The organism is Microcoleus sp. MOSTC5 (assembly GCF_036701825.1).
Lineage (GTDB): Bacteria > Cyanobacteriota > Cyanobacteriia > Cyanobacteriales > Microcoleaceae > Microcoleus > Microcoleus asticus.
On sequence record NZ_JAUBRK010000026.1, the window covers coordinates 86,644 to 104,198 of the forward strand.

Below are 17,555 nucleotides of genomic sequence, written 5' to 3' on the forward strand. Positions count from 1 at the left end.
CGTACTAGGCTGTTATAATTTTAACGTTTGCAGTACGGAATTTAGTCCGCTTAAATAGTTGTTAAGGACTAACCTCCTTACTACAAACCCTTAGTTGGTTTAAATCATCTTAAAGACTAAAATCCTGACTGCGAACAAAATATTTAATAAAGTTTAATTTTTCTCTACAAGATTCAATAAAATGACAGAAAATTACCCAAACCCCAAAGAATTAGATGCCGTCAAGGGCCGTAAAAGTAACCATTTCGAGGCACTCGTAAAACGACTAGATTTGATGATTCGCGCCCGCTATTCGCTGCTGTACATTGTCGGCGCGGAGGAGGAACCGGTCGAAGCTGTAATTGCCCAAGTAGCGCTGCAAGTAACTCCCGCGCGCCGGGTGTTGTTCTGGGATCTTGTGCGTGGCTGGGAGGATAACGGTTCTGGGAAAGGTTCGGTAATGGCGGCGCTCGATCGCGTCAGCAAAACTGCTGTTGAAGAATATACCATATTTGTACTGCGGGATTTGCACCCTGTTTTGAAATATCCATACAGCGAAAAAAGCGCGGCAGTAGTGCGAGAATTGCGGAATTTAACGCGGGAATTGAAGCGCAGCAAAAAAACTATAGTTCTTACTTCTCACACGCTGGAATTGCCGGAGGAATTGAAAGAAGAAGTCACAGTAATTGATTTTCCTTTGCCCAACGTGCAAGAAATCGACAGTTTAATTTCCCACGTTGTGGAAAAGCCGCAACAGTTGCAAGTTAGCGGTTTAGCAAGGGAACAGTTGGTTAAAGCTTGTCAGGGTTTGAGTCGCGCTAGAATCGGGCGGGTTTTGGCTAAAGCTTTGGCTGCCAAACAGCAAATTAACGAGTCGGATATTGACGGAGTTTTGGAGGAGAAACAGCAAGCAATTCGCCAAACGGGAATTTTGGAGTTTTTCAACTCCAGAGACTCCCTAAAAAGTGTGGGCGGATTGGAGAATTTGAAGCAGTGGGTAAAGATGCGGCAAGATGCTTTTACTGACGAAGCGCGTCGCTACGGTATACCGAACCCGAAAGGAGTTTTGTTAGTAGGAATTCAAGGTACTGGCAAATCTTTATCTGCGAAAACTATTGCTTGCGAATGGCGTTTGCCGCTGCTACGATTGGATACTGGGAGATTGTTTGGCGGCGTGGTCGGGGAAAGCGAAAGTCGCGTCAGGCAAATGATACAATTAGCAGAGGCGATCGCACCTTGCGTTTTGTGGATCGATGAAATAGATAAAGCCTTCGGCAATATTATCAGCGGTGGCGACGGCGACTCGGGAACTTCGCGCCGGGTATTCGGCAGTTTGATCACTTGGATGCAGGAAAAAACCAGTCCGGTGTTTATCGTCGCAACTGCAAATAACGTGCGGATTTTGCCGGCTGAGTTGCTGAGAAAAGGCAGGTTTGATGAAATTTTCTTTTTGAATTTGCCCTCTGAATCGGAACGGCAAGATATTTTTAAAGTGCATTTGCAGCGACTGCGGCCGACTAGATTGCGGGAGTTTGATTTGGGGGTTTTGGCGAAGTGCGCTGAGAATTTTAGCGGTGCAGAAATTGAACAAGTCGTAATAGATGGGTTGTATCGGGCCTTTGGAACGTTTGTCAACGGACAGCGCCGGGATTTGATGACGGAGGATATTTTGAGGTCGATCGAGGATACAGTACCTTTAGCTGCGATCGCGCGATCGCAAATTGAAGATTTGAAGCGCTGGGCGGCGGAAGCGGGAGCGAGAACAGCTTCTAACGATACTCACTTAATTGATGAATTGAAACGCTACAGCCAGCGGCGAAGGGATGCGATCGACAATTAAGTCACTTTCGCGCGAGTAATTGGGTATCAATCCTTGATTCTCTAGTACGTTAGCTTACCTTAAGAGGAGTCGTTTCATGACTCGAAGTAATTTTTCCCCGACAAACAAGACTTTTTGGGAAATCTAACATAACAATGTGTAGGTGTACTTAAATAAATGGTGTTTTAATCTGGGATGTAAAAGCTATCCCCTTGCTCGAGGGTCTTCTGAGCAGATTGCTGTTCGCGAACATTTGAAAACACTATGTATGCTTGTTCAGGGCAATGTTCATTCTTAACTAAATAGAATCATATGAAGCTTGTTTTGTTCTATTTTTCTTGCTTTTTGCTAATCGTAGCCGGGATTTTCATTATTGGACTATTTTTTTACTGGACTTTAATTCATCCGATCTGGAGCATGATAGATGCGGTAGCTTCAGATCTAATTGCCTCAGAATCAAGAGTTCTTTGGATCATAGTAATTGTGTTTACCTGGACTTTAGGGTCTGTGCTTTATAGCTATGTAGGGACAAAATCTAATACTCTAAGAAAGTCAACGACTTTTAGTGCCATTGCATCATTAACCGTCCTACTTGTTTTGATCGGCAGTGGAATTTTGGCGATCGCGACCTCTTCTAGCGATTGGGAGTTTAGCGATTGGAAAAATCCTCCAGAAGTTCAAGTCGCCTCTAGCAATCAACAAAACACCTCATCATCAAATACCAGTAATACGAAAAGTGAATGCTTAAAATCTGCTAAGTGGATGTTTTCTCATGATGCAGTCAATGTTTGTAAAAATCCAACGCCTTACACATCTGAATGTTTGCAATCTGCTACATGGATGTTTTCTCATGATGCAGTCACGGTCTGTCAAAACGCCAAGGTAGACACTGCTAAATGTGTTGCACAGTCTAGTTCAATGTTTTCACATGATGCTGTCAAGACTTGTGGCTCATAAAATGGGGTACTACCAACCCCACCTAATTTCGGTTTGTAGTAAGGACTAAAGTCCTGAATTCTGAGAATTGAAGTCCTCACTACAAACCCAACCTAAAAATATCCGCATAAATCGAATTTCCCTCCACCATTCTCTCCGCATCCGGCGAATCGTAAACCACCAACAGCGAATTCTGCCCCCCTAAATAGGGAAACAGGCTCAATCCCTCAGCATTGTCCGCACCCACCTTAAAAGGCAAATCAAACAATACCTCCAAATCTCCCCCATCTTGCCCAGTAATACTGTCGCCCGATCGCCCTAAAATTCCCTTTAACCGAAAAATCGTCATCTCTCCAGATAAAGTCATCGTCGGCCCGGCTAAAACAATCAAATCTTCCCCGTTCCAGCACAATTCTCGCACGCCCAAACCGTTCAGATCGACAAAATGTTTGTTGTACAATTTCCCTCCTTCCCCAATCGCCTTAAGCCTTAAAACTCCCGGTTCTGCTTCTTCAACTTCTATCTCTAAAATTATCGCCCAACCCCGCAGTACCGGCCCCCGCAAACCGAGCAAAATGCGATCGCCCCGCACCGCTAACCCTTCAATATCAAAGCCATTTTCTTTACTCGGAATCGGTACAGATAAATATAGACCGAGGTGGCTGTCATCTTTGAGCGCGTCTGTCAGCAAATTGCCAGTTTCTGTCCGCTTAAGGCATCCAACTTTCTGTTCCCTTTGATTGTCTGGATGAGAAATTGACTCGCACAAAATCCCGTCTTTCATAGGAATGCGCGCCAGCAAATAGCGGTTGAATTCTGTCTCGATTTGTGCTAATCTTTGAATGTCTTTTTCGGGGCTTTTGCCTTTAGCTTTTTTGCGTTTTGTGCTGTGAGAACCTACCAGCCAAAGATAATCGCTGCTGAAATCAATTCCTTCGATATCGATTTCGGATTCTCCCGAAAGTTCGAGAAAATCTGCGATCGCAAATCTTTGATGTTCTCCAAAAATATGAGACCCGACAGGCGACAAACGCTCGATCGAAGTCGTTTCATCGGAACCCAGCCACAAATGGCCATCGGGAGTTAAAGCAACAGCGGATAAGTCTGTAATAATATCAGCGACTTCGCTGTTTAATTGCAGCATCAGCCGGCCGAGCAAAAAGGATTCTGGCATAATTATTAGCAGCAAAAGTATTGTTATGGTCAGTAATTATAGCTAAATCTGCTTGAAACTCATAGGTTGCACCATTCTCAATCAGGCTTTTATGGGCGGGCTAGAAGCCCACCCCACAAGAAATAAAATTTATCTGTTGTGGAACAACAGGCATCTTGCCTGTTTATGACGGCCAGGATGCCCAACTCCTACTCCCCACAAGAAAATTTAATTTTTGTGGAACAGGCCTCTTGCCTGTTCATGACAGAGGTGCAAGATTTGAGTTAAAACCGACTGAAAACTAAAACAGAAAACTAAAACAGATATCCTCCTCAAGCCTCATAGCAAGAACTTCCGTTTTGAGATAAGGATTTTAACCCCTAGCGGGCCAAACCGCAGTCGGCGGTAATTATTCAGCAAACCGAACCTCCACAGACGGATAACACCCTAATTGAATCATTAACATTGCCGTTACGTTTCGTTACGATAAGGAGACAGAGAGAAAAACCTCTCCTTCGTAAAATCAGAGGTAGCCATTATGAACGGTACATTTCGCGTCGGCAACCTGTTTGGGATTCCCTTCTTTGTCAACGCATCTTGGTTCCTAGTTCTGGGTTTAGTAACCTGGCAATACGGCGGTGCACTAGCTGCCCTGTTTCCCACATTGGGCCCCGTAGCGCCCTGGATGTTGGGATTATTCACAGCGTTGCTGTTATTTGCTTCCGTCTTAGCCCACGAATTAGGACACAGTTGGGTAGCCATCAAACAGGGAATTGGCGTGAAATCGATTTCGCTATTTCTGTTTGGGGGACTGGCTAATTTAGAAAGAGAATCCAAAACCCCAGCCGAAGCATTTTGGGTAGCCATTGCAGGCCCGTTGGTCAGCTTATTGTTATCCGGTTTGTTAGCAGCGATCGGCATCGGTGCTGGTCTCACAGGCCCCGCAGCCGCGATCGTCGGACTTTTAGCTTCCATCAACTTAGCTTTAGCCTTATTTAACTTAATTCCCGGTTTGCCCCTCGACGGCGGCAACATCCTCAAAGCGATCGTCTGGAAAATTACCGGCAACCCTTACAAAGGTGTAATTTTTGCTAGCCGCGTCGGTCAAATAATTGGTTGGATTGCCATTGCTACAGGGATATTCGGCAATATTTGGAATTTAGTAATCGGTTGGTTCTTACTGCAAAATGCCGGTCAATCTGCCCAATATGCCACAGTCCAAAATGAACTGGCAGGCTTGACAGCCGCAGATGCTTTGACCCCCGAAAGCCCGATCGTCCCAGAACACTTATCGCTCAGAGAATTTGCCAACAACTACGTTATCGGTAGCGCTCATACCTGGCGTCGGTTCCTAGTTACTGATGATGCGGGACAATTGGTAGGAGCGATCGACCTTGACGACCTCAAAACCATTACTACCGGACGCTGGCCCGAAGTTTTAGTGAAAGAACTCGTCAAGCCGATCGAATTTTCCACAACAGTCAAACCAGAATTATCCCTCCTCGAAGTCGTCACCCTTCTGGAACAGTTAAAAGTACAAGAACTCCCCGTCATTCGTGAAAACGGTGTCCTCGTCGGACTTGTAGAAAAAGCTGAAATTGCCCGCCTGCTACAAAGACGAGCTCAAGCTAACCCTGCTTGATATCCTCAGATACTTGACAAATAACAGTTAGCCCCCTCGATTTCCCTTGACCAAAAGGGCGATCGGGGGGGTTAACTATAGCTTCAAAAAAAGTAAAGTCAAACACTAAATTATTAAGAGCAAATCAAGCATGATAATTATCATAATTTATTGAGGATCTGAGCGAGGATTTATGCCATCTCAGGACTCTTGTCGCAGCAGCTAAAATAACTGTTCGAGAAGCATCTCTGCTGAGATGCTCGCTACAGCAACTTTATAGGTAAGGCGAGCTTCGGCGCACCCTACAGCTCTATTTCAGCAATCAAATCGAGTATTTTCTGATAATCAAAATTATATAGATGATTCATCATAACTTCGGCAACAACATCATTATCGCTGCGGATTTGCTCAATTATTGTAGCAATCAAGTTGAAGTCAGCCTGACGGACTGCCTGTTTTAGATTGTTTGTCCATTCTGGGGAAACTTTCGGCATCGAGTCAAGCGTAAATATTGCTGCACTCTCAGATATTTGTTCTGTTACCATACTTGAACTCTCCGATAAATCATTGACTTCAAGATATTTATTGATGACTTCCACAGGGGCGGCTGCGGTAACAACTTGAATGTCAAACTTGAAGACTGTGCCGCGCCCTACTTCGCTCTCGACGGTAATGTCGCCGCCCATTAATTTTATGAACTCGCGGCTGATATTTAATCCTAATCCCGTACCTTTTTGAACTTTTTTTCCAGATGAACTTTGCACGAACAATTCAAATATGCTCTCTAATTCTTCGGGGGAAATGCCAAATCCTGTATCCACAATTTCAAAGTAAATAACAAGCGTTTTTTGATTTTTAATTTTGTTGAATGTTTCGCCTGTAGGCTGAGTTATTCCTTCTCGATCGTGCCTTACTGTGACTGAAACCGAACCCTTTTCGGTAAACTTAACCGCATTATCTAATAGATTGATCAGCACTTGTCGCAACTTAACCTCATCACTTTTCACGTATTGCGGAACATCGAATGAGCAGTCAATAATTAATTGCAATCCTTTATTTTGCGCGCGAATTTGGAACATATTTTGCAGGTCGCCCAGCAAGCGGTACAAGTCAAAGTTTTTGGCGTTGAGTGTCATGCGCCCAGCTTCGATTTTAGATAAGTCTAAGACTTGATTGATCAGTTGGAGCAGGTGTTCTCCGCTGCGGCGAATAATTTTGATATTTTCTTTTTCCGGCAGACTTAAATTAGCGCTGGGTTCCATTAATTCAGCGAAGCCGAGAATGGCGTTGAGGGGGGTTCGCAATTCGTGGCTCATGTTGGCGAGAAAGATGCTTTTAGTTTTGTTGGCAGCTTCTGCGGCTTCTTTGGCTTGTTTGAGTTCTTGTTCTGCTTGTTTGCGATCGCTCGTATCAATAATTATGCCGTGCCAGACAATATCTCCATTTTCGCGCAATTCGGGTCGAGAATAACCTTGCAGCCATTTGAGTTTTCCCGATGCTGTCACAATCCGCCACTCGTGGGAAAATGGTTCGAGATAGGTCGCACTTTTGACAATTGCCTCGAAGTGACTGGAGCGATCGTCCGGGTGCATTTGTTCGTAGAATAAAGCAGAGTTGTTCTGGATTTCCTCTGGCTCTAATTCTTGAATTTCTCGGCACAGAGGACTGATATACTCTATATTGGCTGAGCCGTCGGGATGCTGCACTAATATGTAAAGTTCTCCGGGAACAGTGTTAGCTAATTTGTGAAACAGAGCTTCGCTTTTTTGCAAGACTAATTGTGCTTGTTTGCGCTCGCCAATATCAATCCCAAATCCAAACAAGAAATCCAGGCTGCCACTTTCGTCGAGCACCGGTATGCCGTGCCACTCGACTAATAAAGTCCGCTCGCACTTTGTGAGAACGGGATGTTCGTTAACCGTTTGCTGGCTCGCTGTGACGCGCTCAAAAATCGAATGCAATCCGGCTCGATCGCTTGGGGGTACAAATGTAGCTAAGTAATCTTTCCCCGTAACTTCTGCGGCAGTATAGCCCACAGCTTGCAGCATACAGTCATTCACCTGCAGGATTTTACCCTCAGAGTCGATCGCCACAAAAAAAATAGGAGAATTTTCGATAATCTTTAAGTTAAAGTCCCGCTCTTGACGGATAATTTTTTCAGCTTGCTGGCGCTCCTCAATTTCAACTTGCAAGCGGGCATTGATCGAGGCTAGCTCGATCGTGCGATCGACTACTTCAATTTCGAGGGTTCGGTTGTAGTCAGCCAATATTTGCTCTGCCTGTTTGCGAGCCGTAATATCTTTAAAAACAGTCAGAACATAAAGGATATTGCCCGCACCGTCAAACACCGGCAGCGCTCGCACATCCAAACGAATATTTTGCCCGTCTCGGCGAATTTCCATATCTTCAGCAATCACCTCGAAGCCACTCAACGCCCGCACAAACGGCATTTGCTCGGCCGGGTACAGTTGATTAGTGCCTGCTATATAAATTTGATAAGCTTGTGCTAGCTCTTGTGCGGTAGCATCCGGCATTTCTCCCCTGCCTAATATTTGCTCTCCCGCCGAATTCATGAAAATAACTGCGCCGCCCGGATCGATCGCCGAAACTCCAACGGGCAAATTTTCTACCAGTTGGGCAAATTTTTCTTCACTTTCTGCCAAAGCTTGAAAAGACTTTTTCAGTTGAGCTGCCATCTCGTTGAAAGACTGCGCTAATTCGCCGACTTCCTCAAGCCTACTGACAGCAACAGCGCGATCGAACTCTCTGGCGGCGATATCTTTAGCTGCTTCGTTAAGTCGCCGCAGCGGCAGCGTTACCCACCTAGCTGTATGCACTCCGGCAATTGTCGATAGCAGCAGCGCCACCAAACAAAGTAAAATTGTAGTCTGGGTATTTCTGTTAATTTCCCCCAGGAAATCGGATTTGGGAACTGCGATCGCAATCAGCCAGTTCAAACCGTAACTATCAGAAAAGGGCAGCACTTCCAAAAAATATTCCTGCCCGTCTCGGCTAAATTTCAGTTGCTGCCGCTGCTTAATGTCGCCAAAGCCCCCGAAGTGTTCGTACAAATATTTAGCTGCGGTGCGAATGACAGGAGTTTGACTGTCTAAAACATTCACCCGCTGCAGTTCCTGCTTTCCCGACATCTTTCTAAAGGGTGATTCTTGACTCGAACTGGCAACCAGCAAGCCCGATCGTTCGATCGCGAAAATTTGTCCCGTTTTGCTAAGCTTGATGCGATGGAGATATTGCTGAAACTCCGAGAGCGAAAAGTTTACTGCACAAACTCCCAGCAATTTACCCTTTCGATCGCGAATCGGTTGGCTGGCAGCAATAAAAACAGTCCCGGGAGTAATACCCGGATAAATGCTCGTCCAAATCGGTTTGTTAGCTGCGACAGCTTCTTTGTACCAGGGGCGTCGGCGGGCATCGTAGGTTGCCGGTTCTGCCTTTAATTTAGCAGTGCGAGTGCCTCTGCCGTCTGTAGCGTAGTAAATTCTGTGAAAGTTGGTAGACTTCGACGCTGCGACAATTTGCAAGCTGTTGTCGTGAGGGTTGCGCCAAATGCCGAGATATTCTCCTGATTTTTCAGCACCGAGGGAAATCCACTGAATGCTTTTAAACGATCGCATTTGCTGCCAGAGGAACTTCTCTCCCCGAGGCTGGGGCCTTTCTAACTGTAAGTTTAATTCAGCGCGGTCGATCGCTTCAGCGTTAAGTTGATTTACCGACTGGGCATTTTCGAGAACAGCAGTTAACTTTTCTTCAACTCTCTTCCCCGTCTCCGCGCTCAATTTCTGGGCGAACTCTTCGACTACTATTTGTCCGTTGCGAAAGGACAGATAGCCGACAATCCCAACTGCGGCGGCGATTTGCAGCACAAAAGAGGCCACTATAACGCGACGCAGGGGGATTTTTATGTGGTTTTGAGAAGTTTTGCTCGCGAATCGGGGCAACGGCATAGGCTGGTGACTAATTGCTCCCTAACACTTTAACTGTTCCAGCTCCTAATTTCCCTTACGGGCGATCGAGGCTGTTGGTTTCCCGTAAAAACAAGTCCCCCACACGCACAAATCAGGAGCGAGCACGAGACTTATAAAATTTTAGATTTAAGATTTTAGATTAAATAATTGGGGAGAAATGATGAAGCTCGTGCTTTGGAGTTTGCCGACAGTTACATTATTTTTTTTACTGGTATTACGCACTCTTGCTGAGAATACTTCCGCTATTTTCTTGCTTTGTTCGGTTTCGCAGCTCAACCGAACCAGCTTTTTGGCTGGAACCTCAACCATCGAAACTCAACATCCATCAGTTAAATGCGTTATAAAATCTGCTGCTGAACATCGATCCCTTAAATCCGTTACCTCCGCTACACAATCCGTTGCCGAACTTCTCTTCAACAGCTACGCGGAAAATCCCCCGCTTGTCCAAACGGATATAGCGAGGGTCGAGAATAGGTATTCCCGGAAAATATAAAGCAGTGGCAGTGGCTTTTGTCGAGCCATTGCCATCTATAGAAGCCATACTGTTTTAGGCTCACAGAAAGATTTCAGAGCCAACTCTCTGCTGGAAGTCAATGCTTGAAGTCAATGCTTGAAGTCAAACCAACCAGTTCAAGCAAGAAGTCAAAGCAAGTCGTAAAGGCCTAGGATACTTCTTCTTCTCGATCGATTTGGCGCAGGTGAATGTGCTTGCGTCCCAGAGAGATTTCAAATTCATCTCCCGGCTGGAGTTCCATTTGTTTGGTGTAGGCGGCTCCAATCAGTAAGTTGCCGTTAGATTGAACGCTAATCCGATAGCTGGCTGAGCGTCCGCCGCGTCCGTTGCCGTTTTGCTTCCCGTCTAGCTGAATGCCTTCTGCATCAATCAGCGCATTCAGGAATTTCATCATGTTTACCCGTTCTACGCCGTTCTTGGTAACGGTGTAGTAGCCACAGGCTCTAGCTTTCTCTTCCTTGGTAAGGTTCTCTAGGTCTTTGACCTTTTTGATCAGATCTTCGCCTTCAAGGGGTTCGATATTTTTCTTTTTAGCCATTTACTGAGTCCTGAAATATTCAACTGGTGTACGGATTTTTTCTCGGTTGGTTTTTGGTTTGACCAAGAAACTTTAGCTTTATAGCTGGTCGTAAAACCATATTACACCGATCGGCTCAATTGTTAACCACTATTATCTAAATATTTTTAACAACCTGCAGTCTTTCTTGAGGAGTAGCTGCAGTCGCTGCGAGCAATCTCTAAACTCGGTAGCATAAGCTATCACCTATCAGCTAGCTGAATATTTGCCCCCCTCTTAAAATCCCATGAAGTTAACCACACGCGGACACTACAGTGTCAAAGCATTACTGGATCTAAGTTTGCAACCTCGCTTCGGCCCGACATCGGTGAAATCGATAGCGAAGCGACAGGAGTTACCGGCTCCGTATCTAGAAAAATTGCTGATTGAAATGCGACGAGCCGGTTTAGTCCAATCTGTTCGGGGTTCCCAAGGAGGATATCAATTAGCCCGCCAGCCCGCTCAAATCTCTTTAGGACAAATCTTAGAGGCTGTAGGTGAAACTATTGAACCTTTACCTCGACATTTTCCCGATGCGACGCAAGCAGAGGACTGGGTAACATTCAGTTTGTGGAACCGATTGCACAAAAAACTTGCCGAAGCGCTGTACAGTATTTCCCTCGAAGACTTATACTATGATGTCCGCAGTTGGCAAGCGGCTCTTGGGGAAGAAACTAGCTTTATCATTTAAATGGTAAGTTCATTTATTCGATCGGCAGCAAGCACACATGGACACAACACTTGTTACCTACTTTGGCGGCTGTCACTGCGGTGCTGTCCGCTTCAGTGTCGCCGTTGACAAACACGAAGCATCTGATTGCAACTGCTCTATCTGTAAAAAGAAGGGATTTTTGCACCTCATTGTGCCGCCGGAACGTTTTACATTGCTCAGTGGCGAAGATGTGTTGACCACCTATACGTTTAATACAGGAACTGCTAAACATATTTTCTGTCGGATTTGCGGTATTCACTCGTTCTATCGCCCCCGATCGCATCCCGATCATTTCGATGTCAACGTCCGCTGTCTTGACTCAGATGCCATCAAACACTTTCAGATCCTACCCTTTGACGGTGTTAATTGGGAGGAGAACGTACACTTGCTCCGCGACGAAAGTAATCTCAGCAGTTAAAATTGCAGCTAAAAAATTAAAGTCCGCAAGGATAGGAGTAGTTAAAACCTGCGCTACCATTGCGAGCGCTCCTGCTCTGACAATCAACGAAGATGGTTCGGGCCTCCGGATTCATCCGTGGATCGAGAAAAAAGCTCCTCGCTCCCCATCGCAAGCCCCCGGATCGATCGGTGGGGTCTCTTTCTTCAATCCTAAAATCTAAAATCTAAAATCTAAAATCTAAAATCGATTGACGGACTATCAAGTTTGACAAAATATATAATGATGCCGGATGAATTTCCTGTTTTGATTTTAGCTGCGGTATTAGATTATTCGATCGGCGATCCTTGGGGTTGGCCGCATCCCGTGCAGGCGATGGGTTGGGCGATCGACCGCTATACTCGATTTGTCTTTAATATATGGAATAATCCCGCAGGCAAAATGCCTGAAGCAGAGGATCGTCCCGCTGGCGACCGGCACAAACTGCTGCTACGATGTGCTGGTACAATACTAGCGATCGGGCTGATTCTAGGCAGTTATACTGTCAGTTGGTCGATCGTCCAAGCTGCTAGTTGGGTGCATCCTCTTTTAGGTATAGCCCTACAGACCATTTTGCTGGCAAGCTGTTTTGCAGGTCGCAGTTTGAGGGCCGCAGCAGAGGATGTGCTAGCACCTTTAAATGTTGGAGATTTAGTCAAGGCACGAGAAAGGTTGAGCCTTTACGTCGGCCGGGATACCGAAAACTTATCCGAGCCAGAAATTCTGCGAGCATTGTTAGAAACTGTAACAGAGAATGCAGTCGATGGCGTGACAGCACCGCTATTTTATGCGTTACTTGGGTTCGCTCTGCCGCATCTATTATTAAGTTTTACCGATCGCCCGATCGATCCTAACTCGATGTGGGTGAATGCTATAGTCCCCTTGGCAATGGCTTACAAAGCAGCTAGCACATTAGATTCTACCGTCGGCTACAAAGAAGCGCCATACACTGATTTAGGATGGTTTAGTGCCAAACTAGAAGACGTGCTGACGTGGATTCCTTGCCGCCTAACAGTGATTACTTTAGCGCTTATATCTGGCAAACCGATTTACATTTGGCAGATTTGTCAGAGAGATGCTGTTAAAGATGCCAGTCCCAATTCCGGTTGGAGCGAGTGCGCCTACGCCGCCATCTTGGGAGTGCAACTAGGAGGTACAAATTCCTATCGTGGAGTTCTCAAACACAAACCGCTGTTAGGCGAGCCGATTCACCCGATTACAGGCCAGCTAATTTGCCAAGCATTGCAATTAACTCGGTATTGCTTTCTGATTTGGTTGGGACTATCATTGCTTTTTTATACCTTATTATGTTTGAGCCGCTAACTGATGACCTCACCCGAACAGTCCAAAAGGCATAAAATAACGTATTTATGTCATTGTTCGCGCTCCAAGCATTGCAATCGCAGCATCTGCTTTTCATCCGTTCTGGGTAAGCCCAGCAAAAGAGAGATATAACCCACCGACTGGAGCAAAAAAAAGTTTTGACCTGAGTTCAAACCCCCAGATTCATCTGTCAAGTCTATCTACAATCTCAAATCTCAAATCTCAAATTGTTCGATATGCCAATAGCCAACAATTAGCTCGCAGCAAGCAATGACTAAAATTATCCAAATTTTATCGCCAGATGAAGTGAGGCGCACTCTCACCCGCGTCGCTTCCCAGATTGTCGAAAAATCAGGGAACCCCTCGGAGTTAGTGCTGTTGGGGATTCATAGTAGAGGAGTGCCTTTAGCTCAAATTTTGGCCGATCAAATTGAAGTCCTCGAACAAGTCAAAGTATGCGTGGGCGCTTTGGATATTACCTTTTACCGAGATGACTTGGATCGAGTTGCGATGCGGACACCGGCTAAAACAGAAATTCCTTTCGATTTGACGGGCAAAACCGTGGTGTTGGTAGATGACGTTATATATAAAGGCAGAACGACTAGAGCGGCTTTGAATGCGGTAAACGATTACGGCCGGCCGGAGAAAATTTGGTTGGCGGTATTAGTCGATCGCGGCCACCGAGAAGTACCGATTCAGCCGGATTTTACAGGTAAAAAGTTGCCGACTGCAAAGGAAGAACAAGTTAAGGTTTACGTTCAAGAGCTCGACGGGCGCGACGGAGTGGAGTTAATTAAGGGATAATACGATTTTAGATTTTAGATTTTAGATTTTAGATTGGGCACAAATGACTGTTAAACAAAGTCCAGCTAAATAAACTAAGTAGCGTGCGCTGTAAGTAGCGCGTCAAACCACTTTTTGCGTCCATCACTGAGCAAAATACTTCGTTTCCGCCCGCTGACAACGTAAAAAACCCGGTTTCTACCAGAATAGGGGCTTTTGGGTAAACAAGCCTCTAGGAAGAAACCGGGTTTTTCGCGCGCGGAGCGTCATATGTTCTTAAAAATCGGCAGTGCAGGAGTTGAACCTGCCTGGGGCGAATTATGAGTTCGCTGCCTAAACCGCTCGGCCAACTGCCGTTAAATCGATTTGTTCGATCTAACTCAAAATGAATTATAACATAATTTCCCAGTCCGTGCTAGAACTAGAGAACAAAAATCAAAATCTTTAGATCTGCTGAGTCCCGATCGCCTGTTAGCCGCTGTGCTGAAGCCGATCGACCCGACAAAGCAGTTTCTACGACTCGGCATAAACTTATAGGCAATGGCAGTGAATTCGACGGTAGTGCTGACTCTAATTCTGCTAGCTCTGATGTTTGGAGCAGGCGTGACGAGTTCTGTTTGGGGATTTACTATAGGTCGCGAAGCCTTGAAAGGAACGACTCAACCCGATATTCGCCCCAGCAACAATGCTGGCAGCGGCAAGCAGGGAACTCAGGCTAGCAAAGACCAAGTGAGCATTTTGAAAGAAAAAGACATTCTCACAACCGTCAAAGCGCGGGTAGAAGGTCGCGATCCAGAAAAAACAACGGCTCAAGCAAATACTAAAACAGACAAGGCAAGCTCTAAACCAGCCACGGCCAAAAAACCTGCCGCGCCAAATGCCAGCGCCAAGTTCCCTCTGAACAGTCGCGATGGGGGAATAACGTTGGAAGTGAGCGCCGCCAGTCAGCGCAGCAATTCCATGCTGCTAGACGTGAGCATGAAAAATGAAGGCTCCCAAGCTGTGAGGTTTCTCTACAGTTTCTTGAACGTCACTGACGATCGCGGCCGGGCCCTGAGCGCGACTGCCGAGGATTTGCCGTCGGAACTGCCCCCCAACGGGCAGGTGTTTTACGGTACTGTGAGTATTCCCACAGCTTTGCTGGAAAATGCTAAAGAAGTTTCGCTGACGCTGACAGATTATCCAGGTCAAAAACTTCAGTTGCAAATATCTGGCATTCCAGTGGCGAAGTAAAATAAAAGAAGACCAAACCTGCAGACAGATTCTCAGGTTCGATCGAGAAAGTTTTTTTAGGGAGCATTGTGTCACTTTTAGGGGCGAGAGTGCAGGAGATATCTGATTTACCCGCGATGAGTTTGACAGAGGTGCTGTCGCGGTTGCTGTCAGTGCTGTTGCTGATTGCGATTAATGCTTTTTTTGTGGCGGCTGAGTTTTCGATGGTGACGGTACGCCGATCGCGCATCAATCAGTTAGTGGATGCCGGCGACGTTGCAGCTCTAACTGTTCAATCTTTACAGCACAGTATCGAGCGATTGCTCTCGACAATGCAGTTGGGAATCACTCTTTCTAGTTTAGCTCTCGGCTGGATTGGGGAAGATACGATCGCCGTGCTAGTCCAAGCTGCGATCGGCTGTTTGCCACTGCCAATTTACATCAAGTCTGCGATCGCCCATTCTTTGGGCATATCAATAGTAACTTTTTTCCTGTTAGCTTATCTGCAAATCGTACTCGGCGAACTCTTTCCCAAATCTGTAGCGTTACTGTATTCCGAACAGCTAGCGAGAACTTTAGGGCCTCCGAGTTTATTGATTGCCCGTTTGTTCAATCCCTTTGTGTCGTTTCTCAATCAATCCACTCGATCGCTCTTGCGGTTTGCAGGGATCGAATACGACCTAAGGCACCGACCGGTTACTCCCGAAGAGCTGCAATTAATTATAGCTACTTCCAGCGAATCAAGCGGCTTGCAAGCAGAAAAGCGAGAATTGCTCAACAACGTGTTTGAATTTGGCGAAGTTTGGGTACAAGAAGTAATGGTGCCCAGGCCTAGCATTGTCGCACTTCCGAAGACGGCAACGTTTCAAACTTTGCTCGACGAAATGGCGATTTCTAACCATTCCCGCTATCCGGTGACGGGAGATTCTTTAGACGACATTATCGGCATTATTGGCTTCAAACAACTTGCGAAACCCCTAGCTGAAGGTTTGCTATCTCCCGACACGCCAATTGTAACTTGGATGTCTGCGGTGAGGTTTGTGCCGGAGATGATGCTGCTGGGAGAACTGCTGCCTTTGATGCAGAGTTCGTCGGAAGAAATTGCGATCGTTGTCGATGAATTTGGCGGCATTTCCGGGTTAGTGACGCTGAGTGATTTGATTGCGGAAATTATCGGTCGCAGCTACGAGTCGCCCGACAGTAAAGAAATTGCTTTGCAAGTATTGGACGATCGCACTTTTTTGGTGCAAGCGCAGTTAAATGTAGATGATGTGAATCAAATATTGAATGTGGACTTGCCAGTAACTGACGAATATCAGACAATCGGAGGTTTTCTGAGCTATCAGTTGCAAAGAATGCCGGCTGTTGGGGAAGTTTGGCGGTGCGGAAATGTGGAGCTTACGGTTGTTTCTGTGTCCGGGCCGCGGTTGGAGCAAATTCAAATTCATTTGCTGTCAGGGGCGGCGGGCGATCGAGCTTTAGATGGAATTGCAGCAGCGGATGGGGAATTTGTGGGAAAAGGGCGCAAGAATAGCGGGTTGAGTGGTGTGGCGAAATTTTCTAGTTGAGATTTTGATTTAAAGGCAGAGTATCGAGATTAAGGACAAAGTGTAGAGAATGAATGAGTCAACATACTTGATTCATCTTGATAATAACTTACAGCGTATTCCAGGTTTATAAAGTACAGTAGCAGCAGCTTGTAAACCAGTTTTTGAAGTGCTTGGTATTGACCACATAAGCGTGCCGTAGCAAGTAAAACATCAACCCGGAGTGGTAGTTGTTGGTGAGAACTGACGTAAAAAAGCTTTCAGTTGTGACCACCATAATTCTATGGGATGAAAATCCGGAGAATAGGGTGATACAGCACTTTCCGATGTTATGAGGTACAATTAAGAATTAACGTGAAAAGCATCTAATAGTGAAAGCTAATGAAATTGTACTCCGTCGACCTCCGCTCAAAAATAGTGGCAGCGCACTTGGCAGAAAAAATGTCCATAAGAAAAGTAGCCACCCGGTTTGGCGTTACTAAAAGTCTAGTTCAAAAACTGGTTAAGCAACAACAAGCCTGGGGAAGCTTACTTCCCAAACAGAGGGGGAAACCCCGATTCAGCCATTTGACTGATGCAGAAACAGAAGTCAGAGCATTAGTCGCCGGCCATCCCGATGCTACTTTAGACGAATTGTGTGAATTATGGGGACAGCAGACCGGAAAATGGGTGAGTCGGACAGCCCTGTGTCGATATTTACAAAAATTAGGACTCAATCGTAAAAAAAAACCTGGTACAGTAGCCAAGCCGGAACAGAAAGAGTGCAAAAATTAAGAGTTGAGTTTTGGGAAAAAATCAGAGAGTTCGAGGCTAAGAACCTAGTATTTATAGACGAAACAGGGATTAGGCGCTCGTTTGGCGAGAAGTCATGCCCGTTCTCCGTTGGGGACAAGAGTAAGAGTTGGAGTTTAGACTAAACGGTGCTTCACGCACCCAAGCCGCTCAATCATGTAAGACAGACAAATGAGCTGCGTTGAG

The 17,555-nt window shown here is 45.9% G+C and carries 14 protein-coding genes and 1 tRNA gene; 10 read left to right on the forward strand and 5 right to left on the reverse strand.

Annotated features, from left to right (window positions below; translation table 11 throughout):
- Positions 1-181 precede the first annotated feature (181 nt).
- Together QUA54_RS16325 and QUA54_RS16330 are read left to right on the forward strand one after the other, a co-directional pair.
- The gene (locus QUA54_RS16325) at positions 182-1,819 is read left to right on the forward strand and encodes an AAA family ATPase (protein WP_333415447.1); all 1,638 of its coding nucleotides are present in this window, start codon (positions 182-184) and stop codon (positions 1,817-1,819) included.
- Between the two features lie 291 nt (positions 1,820-2,110).
- A complete protein-coding gene (locus QUA54_RS16330) occupies positions 2,111-2,755 on the forward strand; it encodes a hypothetical protein (protein ID WP_333415448.1) in 645 nt (214 codons plus the stop codon).
- A gap of 79 nt (positions 2,756-2,834) precedes the next feature.
- On the opposite strand, the gene QUA54_RS16335 is transcribed toward QUA54_RS16330, so the two are convergent.
- Positions 2,835-3,908: a DUF3616 domain-containing protein gene (locus QUA54_RS16335; RefSeq protein WP_333415449.1), complete on the reverse strand. Its 1,074-nt coding sequence runs from the start codon at positions 3,906-3,908 to the stop codon at positions 2,835-2,837.
- A 517-nt stretch (positions 3,909-4,425) separates the two neighbouring features.
- Here QUA54_RS16335 and QUA54_RS16340 point away from each other — a divergent pair.
- Positions 4,426-5,529, forward strand: a complete 1,104-nt coding sequence (locus QUA54_RS16340) for a site-2 protease family protein (protein WP_333415450.1) — start codon at positions 4,426-4,428, stop codon at positions 5,527-5,529.
- Positions 5,530-5,810: 281 nt separating this feature from the next.
- On the opposite strand, the gene QUA54_RS16345 is transcribed toward QUA54_RS16340, so the two are convergent.
- From QUA54_RS16345 to QUA54_RS16355, 3 genes are all read right to left on the reverse strand, one after another.
- Complete coding sequence (locus tag QUA54_RS16345) at positions 5,811-9,473, reverse strand: PAS domain S-box protein (protein WP_333415451.1); 3,663 nt, start codon at positions 9,471-9,473, stop codon at positions 5,811-5,813.
- A gap of 346 nt (positions 9,474-9,819) precedes the next feature.
- Entirely contained in the window at positions 9,820-10,035 is a 216-nt protein-coding gene (locus QUA54_RS16350) for a hypothetical protein (RefSeq protein ID WP_333415452.1), read from the reverse strand.
- Between the two features lie 121 nt (positions 10,036-10,156).
- Entirely contained in the window at positions 10,157-10,546 is a 390-nt protein-coding gene (locus QUA54_RS16355) for an AbrB family transcriptional regulator (RefSeq protein WP_172191324.1), read from the reverse strand.
- A 265-nt stretch (positions 10,547-10,811) separates the two neighbouring features.
- On the opposite strand from QUA54_RS16355, the gene QUA54_RS16360 reads away from it, so the two are divergent.
- The 4 genes from QUA54_RS16360 to pyrR all read left to right on the forward strand — a co-directional run bounded on the left by QUA54_RS16360 (position 10,812) and on the right by pyrR (position 13,839).
- Positions 10,812-11,255 carry an Rrf2 family transcriptional regulator gene (locus QUA54_RS16360; protein WP_006635345.1) on the forward strand — a complete coding sequence of 148 codons (444 nt, stop codon included), beginning with the start codon at positions 10,812-10,814 and terminating at the stop codon, positions 11,253-11,255.
- Positions 11,256-11,292: 37 nt separating this feature from the next.
- A complete protein-coding gene (locus QUA54_RS16365; protein WP_333415453.1) occupies positions 11,293-11,694 on the forward strand; it encodes a GFA family protein in 402 nt (133 codons plus the stop codon).
- 261 nt (positions 11,695-11,955) lie between these two features.
- On the forward strand, positions 11,956-13,035 hold the full coding sequence (gene cbiB / locus QUA54_RS16370; protein WP_333415457.1) for an adenosylcobinamide-phosphate synthase CbiB: 1,080 nt from the start codon (positions 11,956-11,958) through the stop codon (positions 13,033-13,035).
- A 270-nt stretch (positions 13,036-13,305) separates the two neighbouring features.
- Complete coding sequence (gene pyrR / locus QUA54_RS16375) at positions 13,306-13,839, forward strand: bifunctional pyr operon transcriptional regulator/uracil phosphoribosyltransferase PyrR (protein WP_172191320.1); 534 nt, start codon at positions 13,306-13,308, stop codon at positions 13,837-13,839.
- 262 nt (positions 13,840-14,101) lie between these two features.
- Here pyrR and QUA54_RS16380 read toward each other — a convergent pair.
- Positions 14,102-14,174, reverse strand: a tRNA-Ile gene (locus QUA54_RS16380).
- A gap of 184 nt (positions 14,175-14,358) precedes the next feature.
- Between QUA54_RS16380 and QUA54_RS16385 the strand changes: the two genes are divergently transcribed.
- The 3 genes from QUA54_RS16385 (at position 14,359) to QUA54_RS16395 (ending at position 17,351) form a co-directional block, all read left to right on the forward strand.
- Positions 14,359-15,051: a hypothetical protein gene (locus QUA54_RS16385; RefSeq protein WP_333194097.1), complete on the forward strand. Its 693-nt coding sequence runs from the start codon at positions 14,359-14,361 to the stop codon at positions 15,049-15,051.
- 68 nt (positions 15,052-15,119) lie between these two features.
- A complete protein-coding gene (locus tag QUA54_RS16390) occupies positions 15,120-16,598 on the forward strand; it encodes a hemolysin family protein (protein WP_333415454.1) in 1,479 nt (492 codons plus the stop codon).
- A 420-nt stretch (positions 16,599-17,018) separates the two neighbouring features.
- Positions 17,019-17,351, forward strand: coding sequence for a hypothetical protein (locus tag QUA54_RS16395; RefSeq protein ID WP_333415455.1), 333 nt, complete (start codon positions 17,019-17,021; stop codon positions 17,349-17,351).
- The last annotated feature ends 204 nt before the right edge of the window (positions 17,352-17,555 follow it).

Coding starts and splice junctions, on each gene's coding strand:
- QUA54_RS16385 (WP_333194097.1), top strand. CDS start 14,359: ATGGCAGTGAATTCGACGGTAGTGCTGACTCTAATTCTGCTAGCTCTG.
- cbiB (WP_333415457.1), top strand. CDS start 11,956: ATGATGCCGGATGAATTTCCTGTTTTGATTTTAGCTGCGGTATTAGAT.
- QUA54_RS16350 (WP_333415452.1), bottom strand. CDS start 10,035: ATGGCTTCTATAGATGGCAATGGCTCGACAAAAGCCACTGCCACTGCT.
- QUA54_RS16330 (WP_333415448.1), top strand. CDS start 2,111: ATGAAGCTTGTTTTGTTCTATTTTTCTTGCTTTTTGCTAATCGTAGCC.
- pyrR (WP_172191320.1), top strand. CDS start 13,306: ATGACTAAAATTATCCAAATTTTATCGCCAGATGAAGTGAGGCGCACT.
- QUA54_RS16345 (WP_333415451.1), bottom strand. CDS start 9,473: ATGCCGTTGCCCCGATTCGCGAGCAAAACTTCTCAAAACCACATAAAA.
- QUA54_RS16325 (WP_333415447.1), top strand. CDS start 182: ATGACAGAAAATTACCCAAACCCCAAAGAATTAGATGCCGTCAAGGGC.
- QUA54_RS16340 (WP_333415450.1), top strand. CDS start 4,426: ATGAACGGTACATTTCGCGTCGGCAACCTGTTTGGGATTCCCTTCTTT.
- QUA54_RS16355 (WP_172191324.1), bottom strand. CDS start 10,546: ATGGCTAAAAAGAAAAATATCGAACCCCTTGAAGGCGAAGATCTGATC.
- QUA54_RS16365 (WP_333415453.1), top strand. CDS start 11,293: ATGGACACAACACTTGTTACCTACTTTGGCGGCTGTCACTGCGGTGCT.
- QUA54_RS16395 (WP_333415455.1), top strand. CDS start 17,019: ATGTCCATAAGAAAAGTAGCCACCCGGTTTGGCGTTACTAAAAGTCTA.
- QUA54_RS16360 (WP_006635345.1), top strand. CDS start 10,812: ATGAAGTTAACCACACGCGGACACTACAGTGTCAAAGCATTACTGGAT.
- QUA54_RS16335 (WP_333415449.1), bottom strand. CDS start 3,908: ATGCCAGAATCCTTTTTGCTCGGCCGGCTGATGCTGCAATTAAACAGC.